This is a genomic window from Caballeronia terrestris (assembly GCF_001544515.1).
Classification (GTDB): domain Bacteria; phylum Pseudomonadota; class Gammaproteobacteria; order Burkholderiales; family Burkholderiaceae; genus Caballeronia; species Caballeronia terrestris.
This window is the reverse complement of record NZ_FCOL02000031.1, coordinates 1-24,685: the sequence shown is the minus strand read 5'-3', so window position 1 is coordinate 24,685 and position 24,685 is coordinate 1. Positions and strand designations below refer to the sequence as shown.

The 24,685-nt window shown below is 65.3% G+C and carries 26 protein-coding genes; 11 read left to right on the top strand and 15 right to left on the bottom strand.

The window, feature by feature from the left end:
• The first annotated feature begins 862 nt into the window (after positions 1-862).
• Positions 863-1,153 (top strand): hypothetical protein, encoded by a 291-nt coding sequence (locus AWB67_RS41920; RefSeq protein WP_235025261.1) that lies wholly within the window; start codon positions 863-865, stop codon positions 1,151-1,153.
• Between the two features lie 169 nt (positions 1,154-1,322).
• Here AWB67_RS41920 and AWB67_RS22560 read toward each other — a convergent pair whose 3' ends face one another.
• Positions 1,323-1,880, bottom strand: coding sequence for an META domain-containing protein (locus tag AWB67_RS22560; RefSeq protein WP_087658450.1), 558 nt, complete (start codon positions 1,878-1,880; stop codon positions 1,323-1,325).
• A 193-nt stretch (positions 1,881-2,073) separates the two neighbouring features.
• Between AWB67_RS22560 and purT the strand changes: the two genes are divergently transcribed.
• Genes purT through AWB67_RS22550 form a run of 3 tightly spaced genes read left to right on the top strand, consistent with a single transcriptional unit; the run spans position 2,074 to position 3,898 of the window.
• Entirely contained in the window at positions 2,074-3,315 is a 1,242-nt protein-coding gene (gene purT / locus AWB67_RS22555; protein WP_087658449.1) for a formate-dependent phosphoribosylglycinamide formyltransferase, read from the top strand.
• Positions 3,316-3,356: 41 nt separating this feature from the next.
• Positions 3,357-3,524 (top strand): DUF6726 family protein, encoded by a 168-nt coding sequence (locus AWB67_RS41470; RefSeq protein WP_200822282.1) that lies wholly within the window; start codon positions 3,357-3,359, stop codon positions 3,522-3,524.
• Between the two features lie 20 nt (positions 3,525-3,544).
• The gene (locus tag AWB67_RS22550; RefSeq protein ID WP_087658493.1) at positions 3,545-3,898 is read left to right on the top strand and encodes an MliC family protein; all 354 of its coding nucleotides are present in this window, start codon (positions 3,545-3,547) and stop codon (positions 3,896-3,898) included.
• Positions 3,899-4,224: 326 nt separating this feature from the next.
• Here the strand turns inward: AWB67_RS22550 and AWB67_RS40860 are convergent, their stop codons facing one another.
• Positions 4,225-4,362: a hypothetical protein gene (locus AWB67_RS40860; RefSeq protein ID WP_159964904.1), complete on the bottom strand. Its 138-nt coding sequence runs from the start codon at positions 4,360-4,362 to the stop codon at positions 4,225-4,227.
• A 57-nt stretch (positions 4,363-4,419) separates the two neighbouring features.
• Between AWB67_RS40860 and AWB67_RS22545 the strand changes: the two genes are divergently transcribed.
• On the top strand, positions 4,420-5,925 hold the full coding sequence (locus AWB67_RS22545; protein ID WP_087658448.1) for a DEAD/DEAH box helicase: 1,506 nt from the start codon (positions 4,420-4,422) through the stop codon (positions 5,923-5,925).
• A gap of 149 nt (positions 5,926-6,074) precedes the next feature.
• Here the strand turns inward: AWB67_RS22545 and AWB67_RS22540 are convergent, their stop codons facing one another.
• Genes AWB67_RS22540 through AWB67_RS22525 form a run of 4 tightly spaced genes read right to left on the bottom strand, consistent with a single transcriptional unit; the run spans position 6,075 to position 10,857 of the window.
• Positions 6,075-6,938, bottom strand: a complete 864-nt coding sequence (locus AWB67_RS22540) for an efflux RND transporter periplasmic adaptor subunit (protein ID WP_087658447.1) — start codon at positions 6,936-6,938, stop codon at positions 6,075-6,077.
• A 43-nt stretch (positions 6,939-6,981) separates the two neighbouring features.
• The gene (locus AWB67_RS22535) at positions 6,982-7,182 is read right to left on the bottom strand and encodes a DUF1656 domain-containing protein (RefSeq protein WP_087658446.1); all 201 of its coding nucleotides are present in this window, start codon (positions 7,180-7,182) and stop codon (positions 6,982-6,984) included.
• Positions 7,172-9,337: an FUSC family protein gene (locus AWB67_RS22530; protein WP_087658445.1), complete on the bottom strand. Its 2,166-nt coding sequence runs from the start codon at positions 9,335-9,337 to the stop codon at positions 7,172-7,174. Before AWB67_RS22530 ends, AWB67_RS22535 begins: the two co-directional genes overlap by 11 nt.
• A complete protein-coding gene (locus AWB67_RS22525; RefSeq protein ID WP_087658444.1) occupies positions 9,334-10,857 on the bottom strand; it encodes an efflux transporter outer membrane subunit in 1,524 nt (507 codons plus the stop codon). Before AWB67_RS22525 ends, AWB67_RS22530 begins: the two co-directional genes overlap by 4 nt.
• Positions 10,858-11,030: 173 nt before the next feature.
• Here AWB67_RS22525 and AWB67_RS22520 point away from each other — a divergent pair, with 173 nt between their 5' ends.
• Both AWB67_RS22520 and AWB67_RS40855 read left to right on the top strand, forming a co-directional pair.
• The gene (locus tag AWB67_RS22520) at positions 11,031-11,969 is read left to right on the top strand and encodes a LysR family transcriptional regulator (protein ID WP_087658443.1); all 939 of its coding nucleotides are present in this window, start codon (positions 11,031-11,033) and stop codon (positions 11,967-11,969) included.
• A 133-nt stretch (positions 11,970-12,102) separates the two neighbouring features.
• A complete protein-coding gene (locus tag AWB67_RS40855) occupies positions 12,103-12,261 on the top strand; it encodes a hypothetical protein (RefSeq protein WP_159964902.1) in 159 nt (52 codons plus the stop codon).
• A gap of 3 nt (positions 12,262-12,264) precedes the next feature.
• Here AWB67_RS40855 and AWB67_RS22510 read toward each other — a convergent pair whose 3' ends face one another.
• From AWB67_RS22510 to wrbA, 5 genes are all read right to left on the bottom strand, one after another.
• On the bottom strand, positions 12,265-12,972 hold the full coding sequence (locus tag AWB67_RS22510; protein ID WP_087658441.1) for an SOS response-associated peptidase: 708 nt from the start codon (positions 12,970-12,972) through the stop codon (positions 12,265-12,267).
• A gap of 38 nt (positions 12,973-13,010) precedes the next feature.
• Positions 13,011-13,814, bottom strand: coding sequence for a metallophosphoesterase (locus tag AWB67_RS22505; protein ID WP_087658440.1), 804 nt, complete (start codon positions 13,812-13,814; stop codon positions 13,011-13,013).
• Positions 13,811-15,274 carry an FAD-binding oxidoreductase gene (locus tag AWB67_RS22500; RefSeq protein ID WP_087658439.1) on the bottom strand — a complete coding sequence of 488 codons (1,464 nt, stop codon included), beginning with the start codon at positions 15,272-15,274 and terminating at the stop codon, positions 13,811-13,813. Before AWB67_RS22500 ends, AWB67_RS22505 begins: the two co-directional genes overlap by 4 nt.
• A gap of 111 nt (positions 15,275-15,385) precedes the next feature.
• Positions 15,386-15,787, bottom strand: a complete 402-nt coding sequence (locus AWB67_RS22495; protein WP_087658492.1) for a DUF2069 domain-containing protein — start codon at positions 15,785-15,787, stop codon at positions 15,386-15,388.
• 10 nt (positions 15,788-15,797) lie between these two features.
• Positions 15,798-16,418, bottom strand: coding sequence for an NAD(P)H:quinone oxidoreductase (gene wrbA, locus AWB67_RS22490; protein ID WP_087658438.1), 621 nt, complete (start codon positions 16,416-16,418; stop codon positions 15,798-15,800).
• A 125-nt stretch (positions 16,419-16,543) separates the two neighbouring features.
• On the opposite strand from wrbA, the gene AWB67_RS22485 reads away from it, so the two are divergent.
• Positions 16,544-17,851 carry a YihY family inner membrane protein gene (locus AWB67_RS22485; RefSeq protein WP_087658437.1) on the top strand — a complete coding sequence of 436 codons (1,308 nt, stop codon included), beginning with the start codon at positions 16,544-16,546 and terminating at the stop codon, positions 17,849-17,851.
• 4 nt (positions 17,852-17,855) lie between these two features.
• Here the strand turns inward: AWB67_RS22485 and AWB67_RS22480 are convergent, their stop codons facing one another.
• The 3 genes from AWB67_RS22480 to AWB67_RS22470 all read right to left on the bottom strand — a co-directional run bounded on the left by AWB67_RS22480 (position 17,856) and on the right by AWB67_RS22470 (position 20,415).
• Complete coding sequence (locus tag AWB67_RS22480) at positions 17,856-18,176, bottom strand: Mpo1-like protein (protein ID WP_087658436.1); 321 nt, start codon at positions 18,174-18,176, stop codon at positions 17,856-17,858.
• A gap of 101 nt (positions 18,177-18,277) precedes the next feature.
• Positions 18,278-19,099, bottom strand: a complete 822-nt coding sequence (locus AWB67_RS22475) for an alpha/beta fold hydrolase (protein ID WP_087658435.1) — start codon at positions 19,097-19,099, stop codon at positions 18,278-18,280.
• The gene (locus AWB67_RS22470; RefSeq protein ID WP_087658434.1) at positions 19,096-20,415 is read right to left on the bottom strand and encodes an O-acetylhomoserine aminocarboxypropyltransferase; all 1,320 of its coding nucleotides are present in this window, start codon (positions 20,413-20,415) and stop codon (positions 19,096-19,098) included. The genes AWB67_RS22475 and AWB67_RS22470 overlap by 4 nt, the downstream gene beginning before the upstream one ends.
• Positions 20,416-20,635: 220 nt before the next feature.
• Between AWB67_RS22470 and AWB67_RS22465 the strand changes: the two genes are divergently transcribed.
• The 3 genes from AWB67_RS22465 to aroC all read left to right on the top strand — a co-directional run bounded on the left by AWB67_RS22465 (position 20,636) and on the right by aroC (position 24,303).
• A complete protein-coding gene (locus AWB67_RS22465; protein WP_087658433.1) occupies positions 20,636-21,088 on the top strand; it encodes a CBS domain-containing protein in 453 nt (150 codons plus the stop codon).
• A 107-nt stretch (positions 21,089-21,195) separates the two neighbouring features.
• Positions 21,196-23,127 carry an MFS transporter gene (locus tag AWB67_RS22460; RefSeq protein ID WP_087658432.1) on the top strand — a complete coding sequence of 644 codons (1,932 nt, stop codon included), beginning with the start codon at positions 21,196-21,198 and terminating at the stop codon, positions 23,125-23,127.
• A 75-nt stretch (positions 23,128-23,202) separates the two neighbouring features.
• A complete protein-coding gene (aroC, locus tag AWB67_RS22455) occupies positions 23,203-24,303 on the top strand; it encodes a chorismate synthase (RefSeq protein WP_087658491.1) in 1,101 nt (366 codons plus the stop codon).
• 77 nt (positions 24,304-24,380) lie between these two features.
• Here the strand turns inward: aroC and AWB67_RS22450 are convergent.
• The coding region (locus tag AWB67_RS22450) for a 4Fe-4S dicluster domain-containing protein (RefSeq protein ID WP_200822281.1) at positions 24,381-24,685 on the bottom strand (305 nt) is incomplete at its 5' end.

The window sequence follows — 24,685 nt, the reverse complement described above, 5'->3', positions numbered from 1 at the left end:
CTTCGCTTGCGTATGGCTGAGCAACTGTTTCGCTTGCGGGCGTCGCTTCGGGCGCGCTTCCTTCGAGACCCGCGCGTCCCCCGTCGGACTCATTCCGCCGAGCGAGGCTCGCACTCGCGAGCGAAGTCCACATCGCGGCGGTCTCTTCGATCGAGCGTAGTGTTGCCTGAATCGTGGCTGGCGCGGGAGGCGGTCCTGCGGGTTTGGCGGGGCGAGAAAAGCCCGGCGGACGATGCCCAGCCGCAGCCCCTGATGTCGTGCCCGCTGCCGCGCCATTACTACCCGTAGACACTTGCCCCATCGCCGCAGCCCGCTGCGCCGACGACCGCGACACCTGCGCGTTCGCAGCAACCGTCGTACGCGACGCGGTCCCAGCGGCCGCTGCGACATTGCGCGCTGAGCCGAACCCTTGCGACGCATTGCCAGACCCGGCCCCTTTCGACGCCCCCGCGCGCCCACCGGCACCATCGCCGAGCCAACCCACCGGCGCAACCGGTTCCACGAACTCACGCGACACCCCGCGCCCGGCCGCGGCCTCCCGACCATTCGCCTGGCGATTGCTAGGACCTTCAGGCTTTTTTACTTCACTGCGCCGGATCGCAGGCGGTTGCCATACGGTCGGACGCTGATAACGTCCGCCTTCGCGGTTCGTAGCCGTCGGCAGGCCGAGCGTTGGCGCGTCGTGTGCGGTGCGGCCGGGAATGCCGCCCACGCGGTATCCCGATTCACCGAGCGAGCTTTGCTGGCGTGACGGCTTCTCCCGCGAAACCTTCTCCTTCGGCGCTTTCTCCCGCACCTCGAACCACTCCCGATTCATTCCCAGCCCGAACGCGCCATTCGCCCAGCCCATGAACGAGCGCCATTGAAAATCGCACAACCACGGCAGACTCACGAAGAGCACGACGGCCGCGATCGCGGCACCCGCTTTTCCGCCGAGTCCGGCGAGCGCACCCGCAAGCGCATACCCAACCCGATTGACGCCAGCCGTCGCCTCGAACGAGCCGACAAGCGCGCTTTCGAGCGCCGCGCTCGCGAGCAGCACGCAGAAAAACCCGAGCCAAAGGCGAATCGTGCCGGGGCCGCGCAGGCCGTCGCCACTGGGGAGCATCGATTTGACGAGTCGCCACAAGAGAGGGAGAAACCAGACGACTGACCCGCCGAACCAGCCGAGAACTACGGTGTGCATGCTAGGAACCAACGAATGGGGGAAGCGGCGAAGACCGGGGCGTCGAGTTTAACCGGTGAATGCGACCGATGAATTAACGAACGACGTCCCGGTCTTCGATTCGAAGCCGAAAGAGCAGCGCAAGGCGAACGCCGTATTACTTCCCGCGACGCGTGAACGTAAGCACCTGCCCGTCGTCGAGCGAGAGTTGCAGTCGCTGCGGCGGATTCATCTGCACGCCCGATCTGGCGATATGCGTAAGCCCGGTCAGATAAGGCTGTTCGAGCGCCCCTCCGACGCCCTGCATGCACGCCATGCGCGTTCCGGCAAGCGGGCCGAACGTGAGCTTGCCGTCCTTCAGATCGTACGTGCCCATATAGCGGTTGCAGCCCGAATATCCGCTTACGCGCCGCTTGCCGCCTTCGGTCGAAAAGTTCAGCGTGATCGGCTCGCCGTTGTCGCCGTGCGGGATCGTGCGCGGCTGGGCGCTTGCATCGGCCCAGCTCGTAAGCTCCCACTGCGTGTCGTCGAGCAGTTGCGTGGCGGCCGGATTGTACGGGTCGGTCGGCGGGGCGGCGCTATCGGGATGTTGAGGCAACGTACAGGCGCCGAGAAGCGCGGCAAGCGCGAGCGCAGAGAACGCGCCGGGCACGCGGGCAGGTGAGAGAGAACGCGATGAAGTACGCGACAGGAAGCGGGAAGCGGGCGTGTGCATCGAGGGTCCTCAAGCTGGCGAAACCGTAAGCGTACCGCACTCGTCCTACGATTTGTCCAGCGCCGATGTGCAACAAAATGCTCGCCGCGCGACATGGTGCGTTGTGTGTGCTTATGCCGATCGGACGAGTTACGGGCGCTACTTGCTGCGTGTTAACATCGCCGCCAGTTTGGACCACATTCCTGGAGCACTCATGCAGACCGCGAACCCCGGAGCAGACAACGTCAACACCAGCCGCATCGGCACGCCGCTGTCCGAGCATGCCACGCGCGTGATGCTGCTCGGCGCGGGCGAACTCGGCAAGGAAGTGATCATCGCGCTGCAGCGGCTGGGCGTGGAGACGATCGCAGTCGACCGCTACGCCGACGCGCCCGGCCATCAGGTCGCGCATCGCTCGCACGTCATCGACATGACCGATCCCGCCGCGTTGCGCGCCCTCGTCGAGAAGGAACGCCCGCACCTGATCGTCCCGGAGATCGAGGCCATCGCCACGGACATGCTCGCGGAGATCGAATCGGCGGGGCTAGCCGTCGTCATCCCGACTGCGCGCGCGACGCAGCTCACGATGAACCGCGAAGGCATCCGCCGGCTCGCCGCTGAAACGCTCGGCCTGCCAACTTCGCCCTACGCGTTCGCGCAATCGCTGGATGAAATGAAGGCGGCCATCGCGACGATCGGTTTTCCGTGCGTCGTGAAGCCGGTGATGTCGTCGTCGGGGAAGGGGCAGTCGGTGCTGAAGAGCGACGCCGACGTCGAGCCAGCCTGGAACTACGCGATGGCGGGCGGGCGCGTGAATCAAGGACGCGTGATCGTCGAGGGCTTCATCGACTTCGAATACGAAATCACCCAGTTGACGGTGCGCGCCACGAATCCGCAGACCGGCGCGATTGACACCTACTTTTGCGAACCCATCGGCCATTTGCAGGTCGCAGGAGATTACGTGGAATCGTGGCAGCCGCAGCCGATGAGCGCGGCCGCGCTCGAAAAGGCACGCGACGTCGCGGCGAAGGTCACGACGGCGCTCGGCGGCCGCGGCCTCTTCGGCGTGGAACTCTTCGTGCGCGGCAACGACGTCTGGTTCTCGGAAGTGAGCCCGCGTCCGCACGACACCGGGCTCGTCACGCTTGGCACGCAGCGCTTCTCGGAGTTCGACCTGCATGCGCGCGCGATTCTCGGCCTGCCGGTCGATACGTCGTTAAGGGCGCCGGGCGCGTCGGCGGTGATATATGGCGGGCTGGAGGAAGCGGGCATTGCGTTCGAAGGCGTCGCCGATGCGCTCGCCGTGCCCGATTCCGATCTGCGCCTGTTCGGCAAGCCCGAAAGTTTCGTCAAGCGCCGCATGGGCGTTGCGCTCGCGACCGGACGCGACATCGGCGAGGCACGCGAAAGGGCGAAGCTGGCGGCATCGAAGGTCAAACCCGTCTCGACGAAGTGACGGATCGAAAGTGCTCTCGAAAGAGGCGTAAGGAGTGGCAAGTGAAATCGTGTTTTCTGGCGGCGCTTTGTGCGGTTTGCGTAGTTTTGAGCGGCTGTGGTGTGGTGGCCGCGCCGTGCCGGGTGACGTCGGCGGTATTGAAGGCCGTGCCGGTGGTCGGGCACGTGGCGGCAGCGCCCACCGACGCGTGCGCCGAGATCATCGATTGACCACCATGCCAGCGAAAGCAATGAAAAAACTGTTCGTGCTGCTCGCGGCGGCGACGGGTGCGCATACGGTCTCGGCGATGCCGCTGACCGTGCCGCAGATCCAGGAGGCTTCGTCGCAGACGGTCAAGTACGACTGTCGAGACGGCAAGAGCGTGTCGGTTCGCTACGTCAACACGAAGAACAAGCAGAGCTTTGCGTTGTTGACCGTCGACGGCCGCAAGCTGATGTTCGTCAACGTGATGTCGGGTTCGGGGGCGAAATACGTCGCTGACGAATACACCTGGTGGACGAAGGGTCCGGAGGGCAACCTGTCGAGCGGGCGCGCCGGCGAGAACGCGCCGCCGCTTCTCGCGGATTGCAAGGCGCGCAAGTAGGCGTCGCCGCGAGACGGATGGACTGGCGGCGCCGAAGCGATTCGGGGCAGCCGGTTTTTTCGTCGCTGCACGCATGTCGCTTACGGAGTAGTGTTCCGAAGCGCGCATTGCCGCGAGGTCGCCTGGGCAAGATCGAAAGGGCAGTGAAAAGCCGCTTCGGCCCGTCCGGATTGGCCGATCGGCGGCCAGAGCGTTGGCGGACAGAGTGCTACAATGTGCGGCTTTGGCGGTCGCGGTTGACGCTGGCCCGAACGGCCCTGCCGCCGATGCCGCTGCAAGCCACGGGCGCCAGTCCTCACGGCGCGGCAGCCACCGAAAGAACGCTGTCATGAAATCAGCGCAAGGTCGTGAACGGCGCCGCTGGCAAAAACCGGCGAAAACCAGCGCCGCGACGCCACCAAAGCACACCGCACAGAAACCCCGGCCAGCGCCCATTTGCCGCGCACCGAACGAATTTCACGCATATTCACCGCTTCACGCGCCGCCTCTGGCGCATTTTTAGCGAAAGCCAGATAGTCACCATGTCCGATTCCGTCGTCACGAACACGTCCGCCGCTGCATCCGAACCCGCCGGAAATCCGGCGAGCGCCGCCGCGCCCACGTTCGACCAGTTCGGTCTGTCCGCCGATATCCTGAAGGCGGTGACCGAGTCCGGCTACACGATTCCCACGCCGATCCAGGCCCAGGCGATCCCCGTGGTGCTTGCCGGCCGCGACGTGATGGGCGCCGCGCAAACCGGCACCGGCAAGACTGCGAGCTTCTCGCTGCCGATCATTCAGCGCCTTTTGCCGCAGGCGAACACGAGCGCATCGCCCGCGCGCCATCCGGTGCGCGCGCTGATCCTCACGCCGACGCGCGAACTCGCCGACCAGGTCGCAGCGAACGTGCAGGCTTACTCGAAGCACACGGCGCTGCGCAGCACGGTGGTGTTCGGCGGCGTCGACATGAATCCGCAGTCCGAGGCGCTTCGGCGCGGCGTCGAAATCGTGATCGCGACGCCCGGCCGCTTGCTCGACCACGTCCAGCAAAAGACGCTCAACCTGGGCCAGGTGCAGATGCTCGTCCTCGACGAAGCCGACCGCATGCTCGACATGGGCTTTCTGCCCGACCTGCAGCGCATCCTGAACCTGCTGCCGAAGGAGCGTCAGACGCTGCTGTTCTCGGCCACGTTCTCGGGCGAAATCAAGAAACTTGCGGCTACTTATCTGCGCAATCCGCAGACGATCGAAGTCGCGCGCAGCAATTCGACGGCGACGAACGTGCGCCAGATCGTGTTCGAAGTGCACGAAAGCGACAAATCGGGCGCCGTCGCGCAACTGATCCGCGATCGCGGGCTCAAGCAAGTGCTCGTGTTCTGTAACAGCAAGATCGGCGCGAGCCGGCTGTCGCGCGTGCTGGAGCGTGACGGCATCGTCGCGACGGCGATTCACGGCGACCGCACGCAGGGCGAGCGCATGCAGGCGCTCGAGGCGTTCAAGCGCGGCGAAATCGAGGCGCTCGTCGCTACCGACGTCGCCGCGCGCGGTCTCGATATCGTGGAACTGCCGGCCGTCATCAATTTCGACCTGCCGTTCAGCGCCGAGGACTACGTGCACCGTATCGGCCGCACGGGGCGCGCGGGCGCGTCGGGCGATGCGCTGTCGCTCTGCAGCGCGAACGAGAAGAAACAGCTCGCCGACATCGAAAAGCTGATCAAGCGTCCGCTGGAAGTGCAAACGCTGACAATCACGACGCCTGCGCGCCGTGAAAGCTCGTCGCGTCGCGATGAACGGCCGCCGCGGCCGGAGCGCGGTGAGCATCGCCACGCGCGCGAGGAATCGGGAAACCGTCGGCGCGCGACGTCGTTCGAGCGCTCGCATGCGCGCCAGCAGCCGATCGATGAATTCTTTTTGAAGCCATACGAGCCGTCGCCGGCATCGGTGAAGCGGCATGACGAAGCGGTCGAGCATGAGCGCAAGTCTGCGCCGAAGCAGCCGCTGGCGGCTTTGCTGGGCGGGTTGGGGATGCCGAGGAAGACAACTTCCTGACGGTCTCGAAAAAGCGGCGGAAATGCCGCTTTTTTCTTTTGTGCGCCCGCCAGGACGCACTCTGGAAGGTGCAAGTCCTCTACGCGCCCGGCAAGCGGAAGTGCTAGCCGACTGTCAGTCTGAAGTCACTCAAGCGGTTTTTCGTTGACTCAACCCGACGCCCCGATCACCACCGTACAAGTCGTCCCCGCCGACAGCACCATCCCCGCCGGCACGTCATCGATACGAATCCGCACCGGCACACGTTGCGCGAGCCTCACCCAGTTGAACGTCGGATTGACATCGGCAAGCAGTTCACGGCTTTGCGGATTGTCGCGATCGTAGATACCGCGCGAAATGCTCTGCACGTGGCCCTTCAGCACGCCGCCGCTCATCAGCCGCATCTCGGCCGCATCGCCGACGCGCACGTGCGGCAGCTTCGTCTCCTCGAAATACCCGTACACCCAGAACGAGTGGCTATCGACGATGGCGAGCTTCGGCGTCCCCGCCGTCGCGTAATCGCCGCGATAGACGCTCAGGTTCGTCACGTAGCCGTCGACCGGCGAAACCACCCGCGTGCGCTCGAGATTGAGCTTCGCGGCATCGAGCGCGGCTTGTGCCTGCTGCAATTGCGCCTCGGCGCCGGACGCGGATTGCATCGCGTTGTCGCGCTGTTCCTTCGATACGACGAGGCTATCCATGTCGGCGCGACGCGCGGCATCGGCGCGGCGCATGCGCAATTCCGCCTGGCGCGCGGCGACGTTCGCCTGCGCCTGCTGCACGGCGATCCGGTAGTGTGACGGATCGATCTCCATCAGCAGATCGCCTTTCTTCACCGACTGGTTATCGGCGACGGGCATCGTCACCACGGCGCCCGACACGTCCGGCGCAACGTTGATGACATCGGCGCGCACGCGGCCGTCGCGCGTCCACGGCTCGTCCATGTAGTGGACCCAGAGCGCGTGGCCTATCAGGATGGCGGCGGCGAAAATGACCGCCGTCAGGATGAAACCCACGATTTTTCGAATGATCATGATGCGACTCGTTTTAGCTTGGTTGAGAGCGACGCTTTAGCGCTTAGCGGTAAAAAGCAAGCCCGATGAGCCCGCAGACACACACGAGCAAACTCGCGCGAAAGAGCGACGGATGCCACACGACGCGATAAAGGCCCGTCAGCGCGAGGGCGCGGTCGAGCAGCCACGTGAAGAGCGCGCCCGCGACGAACAGCAGCAGGATGGTCGGCACATAGGCTTCGAGGATCGCGGTACTACGCGGCATGGCGAGCTCCCTGTCGTTGGGCGGCGCTGAACGGCTCGAGCGGCGATTGCGGATCGAGCAGCGCAGTGCGGATAAAATGAAGATGGCTCAGGATGCGTTGCAGCCGGTGACGCTCTTCGCGCGGCGGACGTTCGGCATCAAGCATTGCCTGCAACGTGGCGATCGCATCTGAAGTCGATGCCAGCGCCGCATCGAAACGCGCTGCGCTGGGTTTGTCGAAGAGACGCGCGACGGCATCGAGCGTCGCCGCTATCGACACGCGCCACGGCGTGCGGGCCGTAATTGCCGCGAGTTCGTGACGCAGGTCGATCACGGCGTGACCGGTTTCGAGCACCGCGAAGAGCCACCGCAAGGCTTCGCGCTGCAAGTCGGGCCGGTTCGCGGCGAGCGCGTTGATCTGCGAAAGCAGGTCGCGCGTGCGGCTCTCGAAGCGCATCGCCAGTTTCGGCAGGCGCGCGCGACAGCCGAGCACGACCTCGCGGCGCAGGTCACTCATCAGCAGGCGGCGCAGCCACGGCGCGTCGGTCGGCAGCAGGACGGCGAACGCGATCGACGCGACGAGCATCGAGAGCACGAGCGCGATCGCATCGTTGATGAAGCCGGTCGGGTCGTAGTGCGTGAGGTTGTCGGGGCCGGCGAGAAAGCAGAAGAAGATGCAATAACCGATGCCGACGCCCACCAGATTGCGCCGCGTGCTGAGATACGTGCCGAAAAGCAGGAACGGCACGAGCGCCGCCGACAGCAGCAAAAAGCCGTCGATACGCGGATACAGCCCGAACACGACGATCATCCCCGCGATCATCGCGAGCAGCGTGCCGCTCGCCATCTGGAAGGCCATCAGCGTCGGCCTCGGCGACGACGACGCCAGCGCGCACACCGCCGCTGCGTTCAGCACCATCGTGCCGCCGCTCGGCCAGGCCGTTGCGATCCAGAATGCGCCGAGCGCGAGCATCACGATCGCCGTGCGGATGCCGGAAACGCTCGCGGCGAGCAAATTCGTCTTCGGCACGTAGCGCGCGACCCAGCGCTCGCGCTCGTGCGTCGGCACGGCGAGCGACGCGTAGGTTTCGGCGTACGCGAGCAGATCGTCGACGAAGCGGTAGAGCAGCTCCGAAGCGGTATCGAATTCGAGCAGCGCGAAGTGGGGATCGGCCTGAAGCTCCATACGCGTCGCGCGGATGCGTTTTGGCAGCGCCGCCTTGAAACCGGCGAGTTGCGTCGCGGCCTGGGCGGCATCGGCGGCGTTCAGCACCGGTTCGCCCGACTTCTCCAATAGCGGCGCGACTTCGTGGAAATACGGTTCGAGCGCCGCGACCGTTGTCGCGGAGCCGTACGCGCGCAGCCGGTTCATCAACTGATGCAGCGCGTGAAAGCGCGTCGATGCGCTCATGAACTCGCTGTTCAGCCGCGCAAGCCGGCCGCTTTTCATGCGCGTCTCGGGGTTCTCGAACACGGCGACGCTGCGCGCGGCCTCGAAGCCGACGATATCCGCGACGAACGCCGCATTCGTCGCCTCGATCTGCGGGCGCTCCATGCGGCCTGACAGCGCGCGGCACACGTAATCGACGAAGCCGCTGAAACGGCGCCGCACTGTCGTCCTGATCTGCTCGCCCGCGTGCTGCGGGAACACGAGCGCGCTCACCGCGCCCGCGCACAGAATGCCGAGCGACACTTCGCTCACCCGCGTGAGCGCGGAGAGGAACGCGCCGTCGGGATGCTGCGCGGCCGGAATGCCGATCAGCGCCGCCGTGTAGCCCGCGAGGACGAAGCCGTATGAGCGGAAATTGCGGTTGCGCGCCGCGCCCGCCGTGCAGAGCCCGACCCACAGCGACGTCGCCGTGATGAACAACACCGGCTGCTGCGAAAAGAAGCTGATCAGGACGAGCATCACGACGAGCCCAACCATCGTCCCGCAAAAGCGGTAGAAGCTCTTCGCCAGGACCATGCCGCTTTGGGGCTGCATCACGACGAAGACGGTCGTCATCGCGGTGCGCGGCTGCGGCATGTCGAGGCGCATCGCGATCCAGAGCGTGAGGAGCGCTGCGAGCACCGCCTTGAAGATGTAGATCCAGGCGAGGCCTTCGGTGCGTGCCCAGTGCGTGAGGGCGTCAAAGAGCGATTCGCCGGGGACGGAAAAAGCGGAGGAGGTTTTCATTTGGCGCTCGCCGTCCGCGCGCCGCTGAACGGCCCGATGTGCTTCGAAGGCGCGAGCGTGCCGGTGTCCGGTCCGTTCGACGGATCGTCGAGGCCGCCGCCGAGCGCCGCTTGCAGCGATGCATAAGCCGCGAGTCGTTCGGCGCGCACACGCGCCTCGCCGTCCTGCGCGCGCAGCAACTGCGTCTGCGCGACGAGCACGTTGAGGTAATCCGTCAGGCCCCGCCTGTAACCTTCGCGCGCGAGCTGATAGTTCCTGCTCGCCGCCGTGACCGAGCGCCCCGACGCGTTGAGCTGCGAGTCGAGCGAACGCATCCGCACGACCTGATCGGCGATTTCCTTCAGCGCGCCGATCAACGTCCCGTTGTAATGCTCGACCGCCTGATCGTATTGCGCCGACGCTGCGCCAAGCTGCGCGCGCAGCCGTCCGCCTTCGAAGATCGGCAGAGTGATGGCCGGGCCTGCGCTGAAACCGGTCCCACTACCACCAAGGAACGTGAGCAGCGCGCCGCCCGCCGCCATCTGCGACACGGACGCGAGCAGGTTCACGTTCGGATAGAACTCGGCCTTCGCGACATCGATCCCGCGCGCCTGCGCCGCCACCGTCCAGCGCGCCGCGACGACGTCCGGCCGATGCCCGACGAGCTCCGCCGGCAGCGCGGACGGCAAGCCGACCGGCTTGTCGAGCGACAGCAACGGCCGCGTCAGCGATTCGCCCGCACCCGGACCCGCGCCCGCGAGCGCGGCGAGCTGGTTGCGCGAGAGGTCGATCGCTTCGTTATAGATGTCGACCTGACGCTCGTACTCGGGCAGCGGCGTCTCGGCCTGGCTCACTTCGAGCTGCGTGCCGAGGCCGCCCGCCAGGCGCTTTTGCGCATAGTCGGCGATTTTCTGCTGCTGATCGAGCGTCGCGCGGGCGATGTCGAGCAGCGCGTAATCCTGCGACAAGCCGATGTACGCGCGCACCACGTTCGCTTCGAGTTCGAGTTGCGCGGCGCGGGCGTCGGCGGCGCGCACGTGGGCGGCATCGACCGCGCGTTCGGTCGCATTCGCGCTGCGGCCCCACAAATCGAGGTCGTAGGAAAGCGAAAGGGCGGCGGTGTTGTTCCAGGTCGTCGTGTCGTTGAACGAGCCGGGGCCGTAGTAGGCGTTCTCCGGCCAGCCTTTGCGTGTCACGGAAAGCGAGCCGTCGACGTGCGGTGCGAGCGCCGAGCGCGCGACGCCCACCAGCGCGTTCGCTTCGCGCACCCGGGCAGCCGCGATGGCGAGTGTCGGATTGCCGGCGTTCGCGCGGTCGATCCACGCGTCGAGCTGCGAGTCGCCGTAGACGCGCCACCACAGGCCTGATGGCCAGCCGGCTTCTCCGTCGGCGGCGCGGATGGCGGCGCCGGCATCGAGCATGGAGGCTTCTCTGAGCGTGTCTTCAGGAGCGACATTTCCCGTGCTGGCGCATCCGGCGATTGTTAAGATTACTGTAAGAGCCGCGATGGCGATCGCTCCCTTTGTTACCGGCGCTGACACGATTGGCTCCCGAATCTGATCTAGACGTTAGGAACTCATTATATTTTTGCGGGTATTGTGGAATAACCCGTAACGATGCAAAGCATCCTTACGAGGTTTGAGATAATCGCTATTGCGCGGCGTGTAATAATCGTCGGCAGGACACTACGATACCGAGAGAGACGGAAGGCTGTATGGATACGCTACAAAACATGCGCGCTTTTGTGCGCGTCGTCGAAGCCGGCAGCTTCACGGCGGCCGCGCAGCATCTGAATACGACTACGGCGTACGCCTCGCGGGCCGTCTCCGACCTCGAAGCGCACCTGCGCACGCGGCTCCTGAACCGTACGACGCGCCGCATCGCGCTAACCGAAGCCGGCGAGCGCTATCTGCAGCGCTGCGAGCAAATTCTGGCTTACGTCGATCAGGCGGAAGCCGAAGCCGGCGATGCCCACGCGCGGCCGTCCGGCAAGCTCAAGGTCCATTCGATGACGGGTTTCGGCCAGCACTACGTCGTGCCGATGATTTCGCGCTACCAGGAGCGGCATCCGTCCGTGCAGGTCGAATTGACCCTCGCGCAGCGCATGCCGGATCTGCTCGACGAGGGCTACGACGTGTCGGTCGTGCTCGCGTCCGACTTGCCCGATTCGGGGCTCGTCTCGCAGCGGCTCGGCTCGGCGTTCAGCATTGCGTGCGCGTCGCCGGCTTATATCGAGAAGCACGGCACGCCGCACGTGCTGTCTGATCTCGTGCGCCACACCTGCCTGCAACTCGTGACCCCTGTCCTTCCGACCGACAAATGGATTTTCGAAGGCCCGAACGGGCAGGAAACCGTGAGCCTCGGGCAATCGACGTTCACGGTGAACGTCGCCGATGCGATGGCCGTCGCGATCCGCGAGGGCATGGGCTTGGGCGTCCTGCCGACGTCATCGGCGCTGCCGCTCCTGCGCGCGGGCACGATCGTGCGCGTGCTGCCCCAATATCAGATGCAGGAGCTGAACGTGTTCGCGCTCTATCCGTCGCGGCAGTATCTCGACGCGAAAATCCGCACATGGGTCGATTTCCTGCGCGACGAACTGCCCGCGACACTCGCCGCCGACGCCGAATCGCTGAAAGCGTTCGTCGTCACGTGATTTGCCGCCGTTTTGCCTGTGGGATCGCGACTGCGCAACAAAAGTGTGTGATGCAACACTTGCTTACTTTTATTTCGCCCGCATCTTGATAACTTCGATGCATGCCCATTTGCTCTCGACCGGGGAAAGCCTGATGAATACGCCACTCATGTTCGCGCTTGTGATGTTGCTCGTGCTGATCTCTATTCCGGCAACGCGTGAGCTTTTCCGCGCATTTCGCGACAATTCGGCGAAGAAACGGCTGATTCCGATCCGTATCGACGACCGGCAGCATTATCGGCGCGATCGCTGAGTTTCAACCGGCTAACGGTTCCAGCGGTTCGATCAGGCGCGGCTCGTCGTTGATCGCGCGATTTACGTCGCTCGTCACGCGATGCCAGGCGAACTGCGACGCTGCCGCACCGCCGCTTTTGGAGAGGGCGTCGAGTTCGTCGAGCGGCAGCGCCGGGTCGAGCCATCGGCGCGCGGCGGCGGGCGTGAACACGAGCGGCCGTCGGTCGTGGACGTCGACCAGGCCTTCGTCGGCGGCGGCCGTCACGATCACGAATCCCGCGCCAGGCATGAGCGCGTCATCCTCGGTCTGGATGCTCGTCAGCGCAGCGAGAAACATTGGCTCTTCGTCGGCGCGGCGGATGAAATAGGGCTGCTTCACCGGTTTAGAGCCATCTGCCAGCGTCTCCGTTTTCCACTCGAACCAGCCGTCGGCGGGAACGAGAATCCTCGCTTTTCTCCATAACGCCCGGAAATAAGCACTCGTCGATGCCGTTTCGACGCGCGCGTTGATCGTCTGCGGCAGTTTTTTCTGGATCGCCCATTGTGGGCAATAGCCCCAGTGAACGGCGCGGATCGTCTCGTCGGGGTAGATCGCGAGCGGATGCGTGCCCGGCGAAAGGTTGTAGCCGGGACGCCGATCCGCGGCATCGACGAGCACGAACGGATTTTTAAGATGCATGCGCTGCGCGTAATGCATCGGCAGTCGGTACTGGCTGATTCGGCCGCACATGGCACGTCTCCGCTAAGTCCAACGGTTATCCGGCTACTTCAAATTTCGACGACCTTGTCCCACGCGAAATGCGGGTTTTCGAGCGCGCGCGTGCGCCGGTCGAGATACCCGCGCGGATTGCAGACCACCCGCGTGCCTTCGACCGTGTAATCGAACGCCGTGTGCGTGTGGCCGTGAATCCACAGTGCGACGGGCGCGCGCGCGAGCGAGGGCAGGTCGTTGACGAATCCCGCCGACACCAGATCCTGCGCGTACTTCTCCGCGAGACTCTCTTTCAGAGGCGCATGGTGCGTGACAACGATCGTCTGGCCGTCGAACGGTTTCGCCAGTTCGCTTTCGAGCCATGCGCGTGCGTGTTCGTGCAGCGCGAGCGAATCGCTGGTGGCGAACGCGCGCGGCTCGCCGTCCGGTTCCGGCCACGAGATCTGGATCACGCCGCGATAGTCGAGCATCACGCGCGCGCACGCTTCCTGTGCCTTCGCCAGTTCTTCCTCGCTCGATCCGAACAGCGCGAAATCGGTCCAGAGCGTCGTGCCGAGCACGCGCCACTTGCCGTACCGGTCGACGAGCGTCGCGTTGTTCAGGTAGTGCACGTTGTCGACGCTGCGCGCGGCGTCCTGCATCGCGACTTCGAGCGCGCCGAACTCGCCGTCGTAATACTCGTGGTTGCCGGGCACGTAGATCACCGGCACGCGGGAGTCGAAGTTCTCCGCCGCCCAGCGCAATCCTTCCGCGTGATTGTGGATGTCGCCGGCGAGCACGACGAGATCCGCCTCAGCGTAAGGAATCGCGACCGGCTCGTCGGCTTCCAGATGCAGGTCTGACAAGACGCGAATCTTCACGACGGTTTCTCCCCCGAACAGCCCGGGACGCGCACGACCTTGCCCGGATTCATCAGATTGTCGGGATCGAGCGCGGCCTTGATCGCCTGCATCAGCCGGACCTCGACGGGCGATTTGTAGTGCATCGCCTCGTCGACCTTCAGTTGCCCGAGCCCGTGCTCCGCGCTGATGCTGCCGCGATGCGTGTGCACCTGCTCGTACACGAGCGTGTTGATGCGCTTCTGGTATTCAGCGAGAAATGGCTTCGGATCGACGCCTTCGGGCGCCTGCACGTTGTAGTGCAGATTGCCGTCGCCGAGATGGCCGAACGTGACCATGCGCGCGCCGGGCGCCGCTTTGGCGATCAGCGCGTCGGTTTCGTCGATGAAGCGGCCGATGCTCGAGATCGGCACCGAAATGTCCTGCTTGATGTTCAGTCCTTCCGCGGCCTGCGCGAGCGGAATGTGCTCGCGCAGGTCCCAAAACGCCTGCGATTGCGCCAGATTCTCGGCGACCACCGCATCCTCGACGATGCCTTCGCCGATCGCCTCTCCCATCAACCGTTCAAACAGGGTGCGGGCGTGCTCTTCGCTTTCGCTGTCGGAGAGTTCGAGCAGCACGGTTTGAGCGTGCGGCTCGGCGAACGGATAGCGCATCTGCCCGAAATGCCGCCCGACAAGACGCAGCGAAAAATCCGACATCAGTTCGAAACCGGTCAGAAGCGCGCCGGCGTGACGCTGCGCCATCGCGAGGAAATCGAGCGCGGCGTGCGGCGACGCGAGGCCGGCGAGTGCCGTCACCCTCGCGACGGGCGCCGGATGCAGCTTCATGACGGCCGCCGTGATGATGCCGAGCGTGCCTTCCGCGCCGATGTAGAGATCGCGCAGGTCGTAGCCCGTGTTGTCCTTCCTCAGCGCGCGCAGACCGTCCCAGATTTCGCCTTGCGGCGTCACCACTTCGAGGCCGAGACACAGTTCGCGCGTATTGCCGTAGCGCAAAACGCCCGTGCCGCCGGCATTCGTCGACAGATTGCCACCGATCATGCAACTGCCTTCCGCCGCGAGACTCAGCGCGAAAAGGCGCTGCTCGGCTTCGGCGCGCGCCTGGATTTCCGCGAGGACGACGCCCGCTTCCACAGTGATCGTGTTGTTGTGCGGATCGACGTCGCGGATGCGGTTCAGGCGCCGCAAGCTGACGACCGCCTGCGCGCCGCTCGTGTCCGGCGTCGCGCCTCCAGCAAGCCCCGTGTTCCCGCCCTGCGGCACGATGGCGACGCGGTATTCGCGCGCGAGCCGCACGACGGCGGCAACTTGCTGCGTGTCAGCGGGGAGCAGTACGGCGCACGCTTCGCCGGTGTAGCGGCGGCGCCAGTCGGTCAGGAACGGCCCGGTGTCGCTGGGGCCGGTCAGCACGTGGGCGGCGCCCAGCAAGTCCGAGCAGGCAGCGACGAAGGGGCCGGTGGGTCGTGCGGAGGCATTCATGTCGTTCAAGTCGTAAAGTTCAGTCGACAGTATCGCGCAGGTCGCACCAAAGCGATGCCTGGCCGGATGGCATAGGCCCGCGCCCGGCGCGTGTATCCGTGCTAAAAAGGGTCACTGGCCGGCGCGTTTGACGGCGCGGGCCGCGCGCTTGTACGGCGCGACGTAGGCGAGCGCGCAGGCGAAGCAGACGATGGAAAGCAGCGCTTCGAGCCAGCCGAGCCGCGCGGAGAGCCCGCCGTCCGTCATGCCGCGCACGACGCCTTCGGCGAGGTAGAGCAGCACGAGCATCGAGGTCCATTGCAGCGTGTAGACGTCGCGCCGCCAGGTTCCGCGCAGCGCGAGCGCAAGCGGCAGCGCCTTGATCGCGAGTGCGGACCCGCCGGGACGCAGCGGCGCGAGCCACAATTCCCAGGCAAGCGACAGCACGATCAACGCGGCGAGACTCGCGAGCGCGCCGACAGCGTAGGCGGGACGCCCGGCGGCGGCTTCAGGTTGAACGAGGGGCGCGTTCATGCGGAGCGGATCATCCCGCGCTCGCGCCGCGCGAAAGATGCAGCGCCGTGCGTGCGAGACGCGCACCGAGCGCGATCGCGAGGGCTTTTTCGTCGGCGGAGATCCCGCCATTGAGGCCGTCGTCGCCATTGGAGCGCGCGTGATGCGACGCGCCGTAGGGCGTTCCGCCGGTTTGCGTCGTCGTGAGGCGCGACTCGGTGTACGGAATGCCGACGATCATCATGCCGTGGTGCAGGAGCGGCAGCATCATCGAGAGGAGGGTGGTTTCCTGGCCGCCGTGCAGGCTGCCCGTCGACGTGAAGACGCTCGCGGGCTTGCCGGCGAGCGCGCCGGAGAGCCACTGCGGCGTGGTGCCATCGAGGAAATACTTGAGCGCCGCCGACATGTTGCCGAAGCGCGTAGGCGAACCGAGCGCGAGCCCCGCACATTCCTCCAGGTCGCGCACTTCGGCGTAGGGCGGGCCGTCGGCGGGAATGTCGGGCTGCGTCGCCTCGCAGACCGCGGACACGGGCGGCACCGTGCGCACGCGCGCCTGCATGCCCGGCACGCTGTCGATGCCCTGCGCAATCGCGAGTGCGAGTTCGCGCGTGGCGCCGTGCCGGCTGTAATAAAGCACAAGGATGTCGTTCATAAGGCTTTTTTAGTGAACGGGTATTATAGAGATGGGTTCACGTTCGTGGCGTCCGGGCGGGGTTTTGCGTTACTTGACCGCCGTTTCCGGCGCGTTCGCGTGATCCCTAATGAGGAGAATGGTTTTTGCAGAAGCTTCCCATCGATCTCGCCGCGGTTCGCCGGCTCGCGGGCTTCGTCGCGCGGCGCACGGGCGAGGACCGCGTGGCGCAAGTGGCCGGCAGCCTGACGTTCACGAGCGTGCTGTCGCTCGTGCCACTCGCGACCGTCGCGTTCGCGCTCTTCACGGCGTTTCCGATCTTCGGCTCGTTCCAGGAGTCGCTGCAGGACTTTCTGTCCGTGCATCTGATGCCGTCGCAGATCAACAGCCAGATCTTCAAGTACCTCAACCAGTTCGCCTCCAAGGCCAAGGGTTTGACCACGGCCGGCATGATCATCCTGTTCGTCACGTCGGTGATGACGATGATGACCGTCGAATCCGCATTCAACGTGATCTGGCGCGTGCGCAAGGCGCGGCCGTTCGCGCAGCGCGTGCTCGTCTACTGGGCGATCATCACGCTCGGGCCGATCTTGTTCGGCTGCAGTCTCTCGATTTCGTCGTATCTGTTCGCGCAGTCGGTAGCGTTCGCGGGGTCGCATCACTTGCTGCCGCCTATCGTCGAGTGGGCGCTCACGGGCGTTTCGCTGCCGCTTACGGTGCTCGCGTTCACGATGCTCTATGTGTATATGCCGAACTGCAAGGTCGAATGGCGCGACGCCGTGATCGGCGGGCTGATCGCGGCGGTCGCGTTCGAACTCGGCAAGCGCGGCTTCGGCTACTACGTGCGACGGATTCCGACTTACACGGCCGTGTACGGCGCGTTCGCCGCGCTGCCGGTGTTCCTGTTGTGGGTGTATCTGTGCTGGCTGATTGCGCTGGTCGGCGCGATGGTGACGTCCGCGCTGCCGGCGATTCGCATCGGGCAGTTTCATCGGCGGGATTTTCCGGGCAGCGACTTGCTCGATTCGCTCGAATTGCTGGCGCGGCTCGTGATCGCGCGCGATGAGGGCAAGCCGGGCCAGACGGCGCTCGACCTCGCGCGGATGCTCCGTTGCGACATGGATACGTCGATGCGCCTGCTTTCACGCGTGGAGGCGCAAGGCTGGGTTGGCCGGCTCGACGACGCGAAGGCGCCGCGCTACGTGCTGATCGCGAATCCGAACCAGATCACGCTGGCGATGCTGTTCGACCTCTTCGTGATCGATCGCGACGAGCTGGAGTACCAGTTGCGGCTCGACGCCTCGCAGGTGGACTGCGCGGCGCTGATGGGCGTGCTGGAGAACGAAAAGCTCGGCGTCACGCTCGGCTCGCTGATCGCGGCGCGCGTGTCAGCCCTGACCAGCGCGCGCATGCGCGACGCGACGCGCGTGCCGATGCCGCATCAGCCGGCCTGAACGCTCAGAGCGAAATCTTTCCCACGCAGATATCCTTGAACATCACCCAGTCCCCCATCAGGCTGTAGAGCGGGTGACGGAAGGTGGCCGGCCGGTTCTTTTCGAAGAAAAAGTGCCCGACCCACGCAAACCCATAGCCGCAGACGACGGCCACCGGCAGCCAGAGCCAGTCGCCGGTCGCGATCCCCGTCGCGATGCAGCCGATCACGCCCAGCGAGCCGATGAAATGCAGCCTGCGCGACACCAGATTGCGATGTTCTTCCAGATAGTACGGATAGAACTCGGCGAAATTCGCGAAGTGGTCGCTGTGTGCGGTATGAGCCATGACTGCCTCCGTCTCGGCGCTCGGACGAAACCATTGTGCGGCGAAAAGCGCACGCCGCGCAACCTGGCCGTTCGGCCGATAGCGGGGCGCTGTTTCGGCGTTTACGCTTGGCTTATCGCGAATGTGAAGAGTGCGTCGAGCGTCGCGTCGGGCTGCTCGGTCATCAGCGCGTGACCGGCGTCGAGCGTCACGGTTTCTACGACGACGCCCGCCTGCGACATCGCCTTGACGAGCGCGCCTGCGGCTTTCGGCGGGGTCATCAAGTCGCGCTGGCCAGAGATCACGAGCACCGGGCAGCGCACCTGCAGAGCGCGTTCGAGACCCTCGGTGTACGTGTTGCAGGCGCTGAAGTCGGTGTGAAAGAGCAGGCCTTCGCCGCGCGCGGAGACGCGCTCCATCAGCCGCTGGTTCATGCCGTGCAGCCAGAAGCCGGGCGCGGGGCTCGACGGCTTCGCGGCGATCGTCGAATGCGACCACTGGTTGACCATGTCGATGGCTTCGGGCTCGTGTTCGCGGGCGGCGTCGAGCAGCGCGTCGGAGACGGTCATCGGCACGGCGGTTGCCAGAAGCGCGAGTTTTGCGACGCGCGTCGGATGGCGGGCGGCGGCATCGAGCGCGATCAGCGAGCCCATGCTGTGGCCGACGAGCAGCGCTTTCTCGACCTGCGCCGCGTCGAGCACGCCGATCACCCAGTCGGCAAGCGACGCGATGTCGGCCAGCGCGGGACCGGCGCTGCGCCCGTGGCCCGGCAGATCGAGCGCGAGCACGCCGAATCCGTGATGCGCGAAGTAGCGCGTCTGCAGCGCCCAGACACTGTGATCGTGTTCCGCGCCGTGCAGGAAAACGACGGCCGGCCGGGCGGCGTCGAACGCCTTGCCGCCGGTGTACGCGTAGGCCGGCGTGCCGTGGACGTCGAGCATCATGCGCGGCTCCCGAGCGTGGACGCGCCCGCGCTCGCCTTTTGCGACGCCTTGAGGCCGCGCTTCAGATCGTCGATGAGGTCGTCCGGGTCTTCGAGTCCGATCGACAGGCGAATCCGCCCCGGCCCGATGCCCGCCGCGGCGAGCGCGGCGGCGTCCATGCGGAAATGCGTCGTCGAGGCGGGGTGGATCACAAGCGAGCGCGCGTCGCCGACGTTCGCGAGGTGCGAAAACAGCGTGAGCGATTCGATGAAGCGGCGCGCGGCAGCGACGTCGCCGCGCAGGTCGAAGCTGAATACGGCGCCCGCGCCGCGCGACATCAGGCGTCGTGCGAGTGCGTAATCGCGATGCGTCGGCAGTTCGGGATACGCCACGCCTTCCACAGCCGGATGCGCGAGCAGGAACTCCACGACGCGGCGCGTGTTCGCGACGTGCCGGTCCATGCGCAGCGGTAGCGTCTCGATACCTTGCAGCAGTTGCCACGCGGCCTGCGGATGCAGGCACGCGCCGAAATCGCGCAGGCCCTCGCGGCGTGCGCGCAGCAAAAACGGCGCGACCGTGCTTTCCTCGGCGAAGATCATGCCGTGAAAGCCGTCGTACGGCTCGGTGAATTCGGGGAAGCGGTCGGTGGCGGTGAAGTCGAACGTGCCGCCGTCGACGAGCACGCCGCCGATCGTCGTGCCGTGGCCGCCGAGGAATTTCGTCGCCGAGTGGTAGACGAGGTCGGCGCCGTGCTCGAAGGGCCTTAGCAGGTAGGGCGTCGTGAAGGTCGAATCGACGAGCAGCGGCACCTGGTTCGCATGCGCGATTTCCGCGACGGCGGCGATATCGAGCACGTCGAGCCCCGGATTGCCGAGCGTTTCGCCGAAGAAAAGCCGCGTGTTCGGCCGCGCGGCGGCGCGCCAGGCGTCGAGGTCGTGCGGCGGCACGAACGTCGTCTCGATGCCGAAGCGCCGCAGCGTGTAATGCAGCAGATTGTGCGAGCCGCCGTACAGCGCGCTCGACGCCACGACGTGCGCGCCCGCACCCATCAGCGTGGCGATCGCGAGATGCAGCGCGGCCTGCCCGCTCGCCGTACCGATCGCGCCCGCGCCGCCTTCGAGGGCCGCGACGCGCTCTTCGAATACCGCGACGGTCGGGTTCGAGATGCGCGAATAGACGTGCCCCGAGCGCTCCATGTTGAAGAGTGCGGCGGCGTGATCGGTATCGCGGAAGGAGAACGACGTCGTCTGGTAGATCGGCGTGGCGCGCGCGCCGGTGGTCGGGTCGGGGGCGGCGCCCGCGTGCAGCACGAGCGTGTCGAAGCGGTTGGCGGGCATCGTGAGCGGCCGGGCGCGGGCGTCCGGCGGTGATCGGTGGTCTTTCATCGTAACATCGGGGTCGGCGCGCCGAACTTAGGGCACCAACCTATGGCGAGGGTTTGGATGAGTACGTGAAAACCTTGTCCGATAAGCCAGCCAAGCCCGTCCGCGCTTTCCTTTTGACGGCCTTTCCGCTAGGATCGATCCACGATTTCCGCCTTTCGCGAAGGAGACAAACATGCGAGTCAGCGACATTCTGAAGGTCAAGGGCAATGTGCTCTTCACGGTGACGCCCGAGACGCCGCTGCACGACGCAATCAACACGATGGCGTCGCACGACATCGGTTCGCTCGTCGTCATGGAGTACGGCGATCTCGTCGGCATGCTGACGTTCCGCGAGATCATCCTGACGCTGAAGGAAAACGGCGGCAGCGTCGGCACCACGACGATCCGCAAGGTCATGGACGACCATCCGCTCACCTGCACGCCGGAAACCGACGTCAACGAAGTGCGCCGCATGATGCTCGAGCATCACGTGCGCTATCTGCCGGTGATGGACAGCCGCTCGCTGATGGGCGTGATCTCGTTTTACGACGTGGCGCGCGCGGTCGTCGAGGAGCAGGGCTTCGAGAATCGCATGCTTAAAGCCTATATCCGCGACTGGCCGGAGCAGCAGGAAGAAGCGCGTTAAAGCTATCGCGCTCTTTGCGCAGCATCAAGAGTCATGGGCAGTACAAGGCGCGCCCCGCACGGCGCGCTTTTTTTTGCGGTTTTCTCAGCTACCAACTCCAATAAACCATGAGTGAGCGCCCCAATCCCGTTGTGAGTCGCCAGTCCAATAACGATGGCGAAGGCCAGTTCCGCCTCCTGAGCGAACGCCGCTTCGCCCCTTTCTTCTGGACGCAGTTTCTCGGCGCGATGAACGACAACGTCTTCAAGGTCGGCTTCACGTCGCTCGTCACGTTCCAGGCCGCGCGCTTTTCCGGCGTCGATCCGAAAACGGCCGCGTTCCTCATTTCCGCGATCTTCATCGTGCCGTTCGTGCTGTTCTCGGCGACCTCGGGCCAGATCGCCGACAAATTCGACAAGGCGATGCTCACGCGCTTCGTCAAGACCTTTGAAATCGCGGTGATGCTCGTCGGCGGCGCGGGTTTTTTGCTGCACAGCGCGCCGCTGCTTTACTTCTGCACGTTCCTGATGGGCGTCCATTCGACCGTGTTCGGACCCGTCAAGTACGCATATCTGCCGCAGCATTTGAAGCCGTCGGAACTGGTGGGGGGCAACGGGCTCGTCGAGATGGGGACGTTCGTCGCGATTCTGATCGGCACGATCATCGGCGGGGCGGCGGCGGGCCTCGCCGAGCACGGCGCGATACTGCTCGCCGCCGCGTGCCTCGCGATCGCGCTGATCGGGCGGGTGACGGCGAACTTCGTGCCGAAGTCCGACGCGCCGCAGCCGGATTTGCGCATCAACTGGAATCCGTTCACCGAAACCTGGCGCAACCTCGCGCTCGCCCGGCAGAACCGCACCGTTTTTCTGAGCCTGCTCGGCATTTCGTGGCTGTGGTTCGTCGGCGCGACCTTTCTCACGTCGTTCTTCAATTTCGCGAAAGATGTTCTCTCGGCGAATCCGGATGTCGTCACCGTGCTGCTCGCGACGTTTTCGATCGGCATCGGCACCGGGTCGCTACTGTGCGAGAAGCTTTCGAAGCGGCGCGTCGAGATCGGGCTCGTGCCGCTCGGCTCGATCGGCATCAGCGTGTTCGCGATCGATCTCTTCTTCGCGAGCCATCGCATTCTGCCGGCGGGGCATTTGCTCGGCGTCGGCGAGTTTCTGGCCGTGGCGTCGCACTGGCGGATTCTCGCGGACCTCTTTCTGCTCGCGCTTTTCGGCGGCCTGTATAGCGTGCCGCTCTACGCGCTGATCCAGAGCCGCAGCCAGCCGACGCATCGCGCGCGCATCATCGCCGCGAACAATATCCTCAACTCGTTCTTCATGATCGTGTCGGCGGTGATGGCGCTCGGTCTGACGGCGGCGGGTGTCGGCATTCCGGGGCTGTTTCTGACGACCGCACTACTCAACATCGCCGTCGCGGCCTATATCTATTCGCTCGTGCCGGAGTTTCTGCTGCGCTTCGTCGCGTGGGTTCTGGTGCACACGTTCTACCGCATTCGTCTCGTCGACGCAGGACGCATCCCCGAGCGCGGCGCGGCGGTGCTGGTGTGCAACCACGTAAGTTTCGTCGACGCCATCGTCATGATGGCGGAGAGCCCGCGGCCGATCCGCTTCGTGATGGATCACCAGATTTTCCGCTCGCCGTTCCTCGGCTGGCTGTTCCGCCATGTGAAGGCGATTCCGATCGCGCCCGCGCACGAGGACGCGGAACTGCTGAAGCAAGCCTACGACGCCTGCGGACGCGCGCTCGCCGCGGGCGAACTCGTCTGCATCTTTCCGGAAGGCAAGCTGACGCGCACGGGCGAGATCAATCCGTTCCGGCAAGGTGTCGCGCAGATCCTGAAGCGGCAAGCGGCGCCCGTCGTGCCGATGGCGCTGCGCGGCCTGTGGGGCAGCGTGTTCTCGCGTCACGAGGACACCCGCTGGCCGCGCCCGATCCACCGCGGCGTGATGAGCCGCCTGACGCTCGCGGTCGGCGAGCCGATCGATCCGACCGATGCCACGCCCGAGCACTTGCAGGCGCTCGTAAGCGCGCTGCGCGGGGAGCGCAGATAGAGCGGGGCGGCGCTTTATCGAGATGTCGCTGGCATAATGGCGGTTTCCCCGCATCACTTTTTCAGGGCGACGCACATGTCCGGAAACACCTTAGGCACGCTTTTCACTGTCACGAATTTCGGCGAGTCGCACGGACCGGCGATCGGCTGCGTGATCGACGGCTGCCCGCCGGGCATGGCACTCGCCGAAGCCGATATCCAGATCGAACTCGACCGCCGCCGGCCGGGCACGTCGCGCCACGTGACGCAGCGGCAGGAGCCGGATCAGGTCGAGATTCTCTCGGGCGTGTTCGAAGGCAAGACTACCGGCACACCGATCGCGCTCCTGATCCGCAATACCGACCAGCGCAGCAAGGATTACGGCAATATCGTCGAGACGTTCCGCCCCGGTCACGCGGACTATACCTACTGGCAGAAGTACGGCATCCGCGACTATCGCGGCGGCGGGCGTTCATCGGCGCGGCTGACGGCGCCGACCGTCGCGGCGGGCGCGGTCGCGAAGAAGTGGCTGCGCGAGCGCTTCGGCATCGAGACGCGCGGCTATATGAGCGCGATCGGCGAGATCGGCGTGCCGTTCGTGTCGTGGGAGCACGTGCGCGAGAATCCGTTTTTCGCGCCGAACGCGGAGATCGTGCCGCGTCTCGAGGAATACATGGATTCGCTGCGAAAAGACGGCGATTCGATCGGCGCGCGCATCGAAGTGGTCGCGACGGGCGTGCCGGTCGGCCTGGGCGAGCCGCTCTACGATCGCCTCGACGCCGACATCGCCAAGGCGATGATGGGCATCAACGCCGTGAAGGCCGTCGAGATCGGCGCGGGTTTCGCGAGTGTCGCGCAGCGCGGCTCGGTCCACGGCGACGAAATGACGCCCGATGGTTTCGCCGCGAACAACGCGGGTGGCATCCTCGGCGGAATTTCGAGCGGGCAGGACATCACGGTGTCGATCGCGATCAAGCCGACGTCGAGCATCCGCACGCCTCGCCATTCCATCGACAAGGCAGGCGCGCCGGCCGTCGTCGAGACGTTCGGGCGGCACGACCCGTGCGTCGGCATCCGCGCGACGCCGATCGCCGAGGCCCTGCTCGCGCTGGTGCTGATCGATCACGCGCTGCGGCATCGGGCGCAATGCGGCGATGTCGTGGTGAGCACGCCGAAGATCGCGGCGCAGGCTAAATAATTGAGTGAACGGTCGTAAAAAAGGCGTCGATTTTTTAAGAACCGACGCCTTCTTGTCATGCGGTTACGCACAAACCGTCACATGTTCGGATAGTTCGGCCCGCCGCCACCCTCCGGCGTGACCCAGACGATGTTCTGCGTCGGGTCCTTGATGTCGCAGGTCTTGCAGTGCACGCAGTTCTGCGCGTTGATTTGCAGGCGTTCGTTGCCGTCGTCGGTCTTGACGAATTCGTACACCGCAGCCGGGCAGTATCGGCTCTCCGGTCCCGCATAGGTACGCAGGTTCACGTTCACCGGCACCGACGGATCTTTCAGCGTCAAGTGCGCCGGCTGGTTCTCCTCGTGATTCGTATTCGAGATGAACACCGACGACAAGCGGTCGA

Excerpts from the sequence above, each read along its gene's own strand:
- AWB67_RS22560 (WP_087658450.1), bottom strand. The coding sequence starts at position 1,880 with ATGCACACGCCCGCTTCCCGCTTCCTGTCGCGTACTTCATCGCGTTCT.
- purT (WP_087658449.1), top strand. The coding sequence starts at position 2,074 with ATGCAGACCGCGAACCCCGGAGCAGACAACGTCAACACCAGCCGCATC.
- AWB67_RS22550 (WP_087658493.1), top strand. The coding sequence starts at position 3,545 with ATGAAAAAACTGTTCGTGCTGCTCGCGGCGGCGACGGGTGCGCATACG.
- AWB67_RS40860 (WP_159964904.1), bottom strand. The coding sequence starts at position 4,362 with ATGCGTGAAATTCGTTCGGTGCGCGGCAAATGGGCGCTGGCCGGGGTT.
- AWB67_RS22545 (WP_087658448.1), top strand. The coding sequence starts at position 4,420 with ATGTCCGATTCCGTCGTCACGAACACGTCCGCCGCTGCATCCGAACCC.
- AWB67_RS22540 (WP_087658447.1), bottom strand. The coding sequence starts at position 6,938 with ATGATCATTCGAAAAATCGTGGGTTTCATCCTGACGGCGGTCATTTTC.
- AWB67_RS22535 (WP_087658446.1), bottom strand. The coding sequence starts at position 7,182 with ATGCCGCGTAGTACCGCGATCCTCGAAGCCTATGTGCCGACCATCCTG.
- AWB67_RS22530 (WP_087658445.1), bottom strand. The coding sequence starts at position 9,337 with ATGAAAACCTCCTCCGCTTTTTCCGTCCCCGGCGAATCGCTCTTTGAC.
- AWB67_RS22520 (WP_087658443.1), top strand. The coding sequence starts at position 11,031 with ATGGATACGCTACAAAACATGCGCGCTTTTGTGCGCGTCGTCGAAGCC.
- AWB67_RS40855 (WP_159964902.1), top strand. The coding sequence starts at position 12,103 with ATGAATACGCCACTCATGTTCGCGCTTGTGATGTTGCTCGTGCTGATC.
- AWB67_RS22510 (WP_087658441.1), bottom strand. The coding sequence starts at position 12,972 with ATGTGCGGCCGAATCAGCCAGTACCGACTGCCGATGCATTACGCGCAG.
- AWB67_RS22500 (WP_087658439.1), bottom strand. The coding sequence starts at position 15,274 with ATGAATGCCTCCGCACGACCCACCGGCCCCTTCGTCGCTGCCTGCTCG.
- AWB67_RS22495 (WP_087658492.1), bottom strand. The coding sequence starts at position 15,787 with ATGAACGCGCCCCTCGTTCAACCTGAAGCCGCCGCCGGGCGTCCCGCC.
- wrbA (WP_087658438.1), bottom strand. The coding sequence starts at position 16,418 with ATGAACGACATCCTTGTGCTTTATTACAGCCGGCACGGCGCCACGCGC.
- AWB67_RS22480 (WP_087658436.1), bottom strand. The coding sequence starts at position 18,176 with ATGGCTCATACCGCACACAGCGACCACTTCGCGAATTTCGCCGAGTTC.
- AWB67_RS22475 (WP_087658435.1), bottom strand. The coding sequence starts at position 19,099 with ATGATGCTCGACGTCCACGGCACGCCGGCCTACGCGTACACCGGCGGC.
- AWB67_RS22470 (WP_087658434.1), bottom strand. The coding sequence starts at position 20,415 with ATGCCCGCCAACCGCTTCGACACGCTCGTGCTGCACGCGGGCGCCGCC.
- AWB67_RS22465 (WP_087658433.1), top strand. The coding sequence starts at position 20,636 with ATGCGAGTCAGCGACATTCTGAAGGTCAAGGGCAATGTGCTCTTCACG.
- AWB67_RS22460 (WP_087658432.1), top strand. The coding sequence starts at position 21,196 with ATGAGTGAGCGCCCCAATCCCGTTGTGAGTCGCCAGTCCAATAACGAT.
- aroC (WP_087658491.1), top strand. The coding sequence starts at position 23,203 with ATGTCCGGAAACACCTTAGGCACGCTTTTCACTGTCACGAATTTCGGC.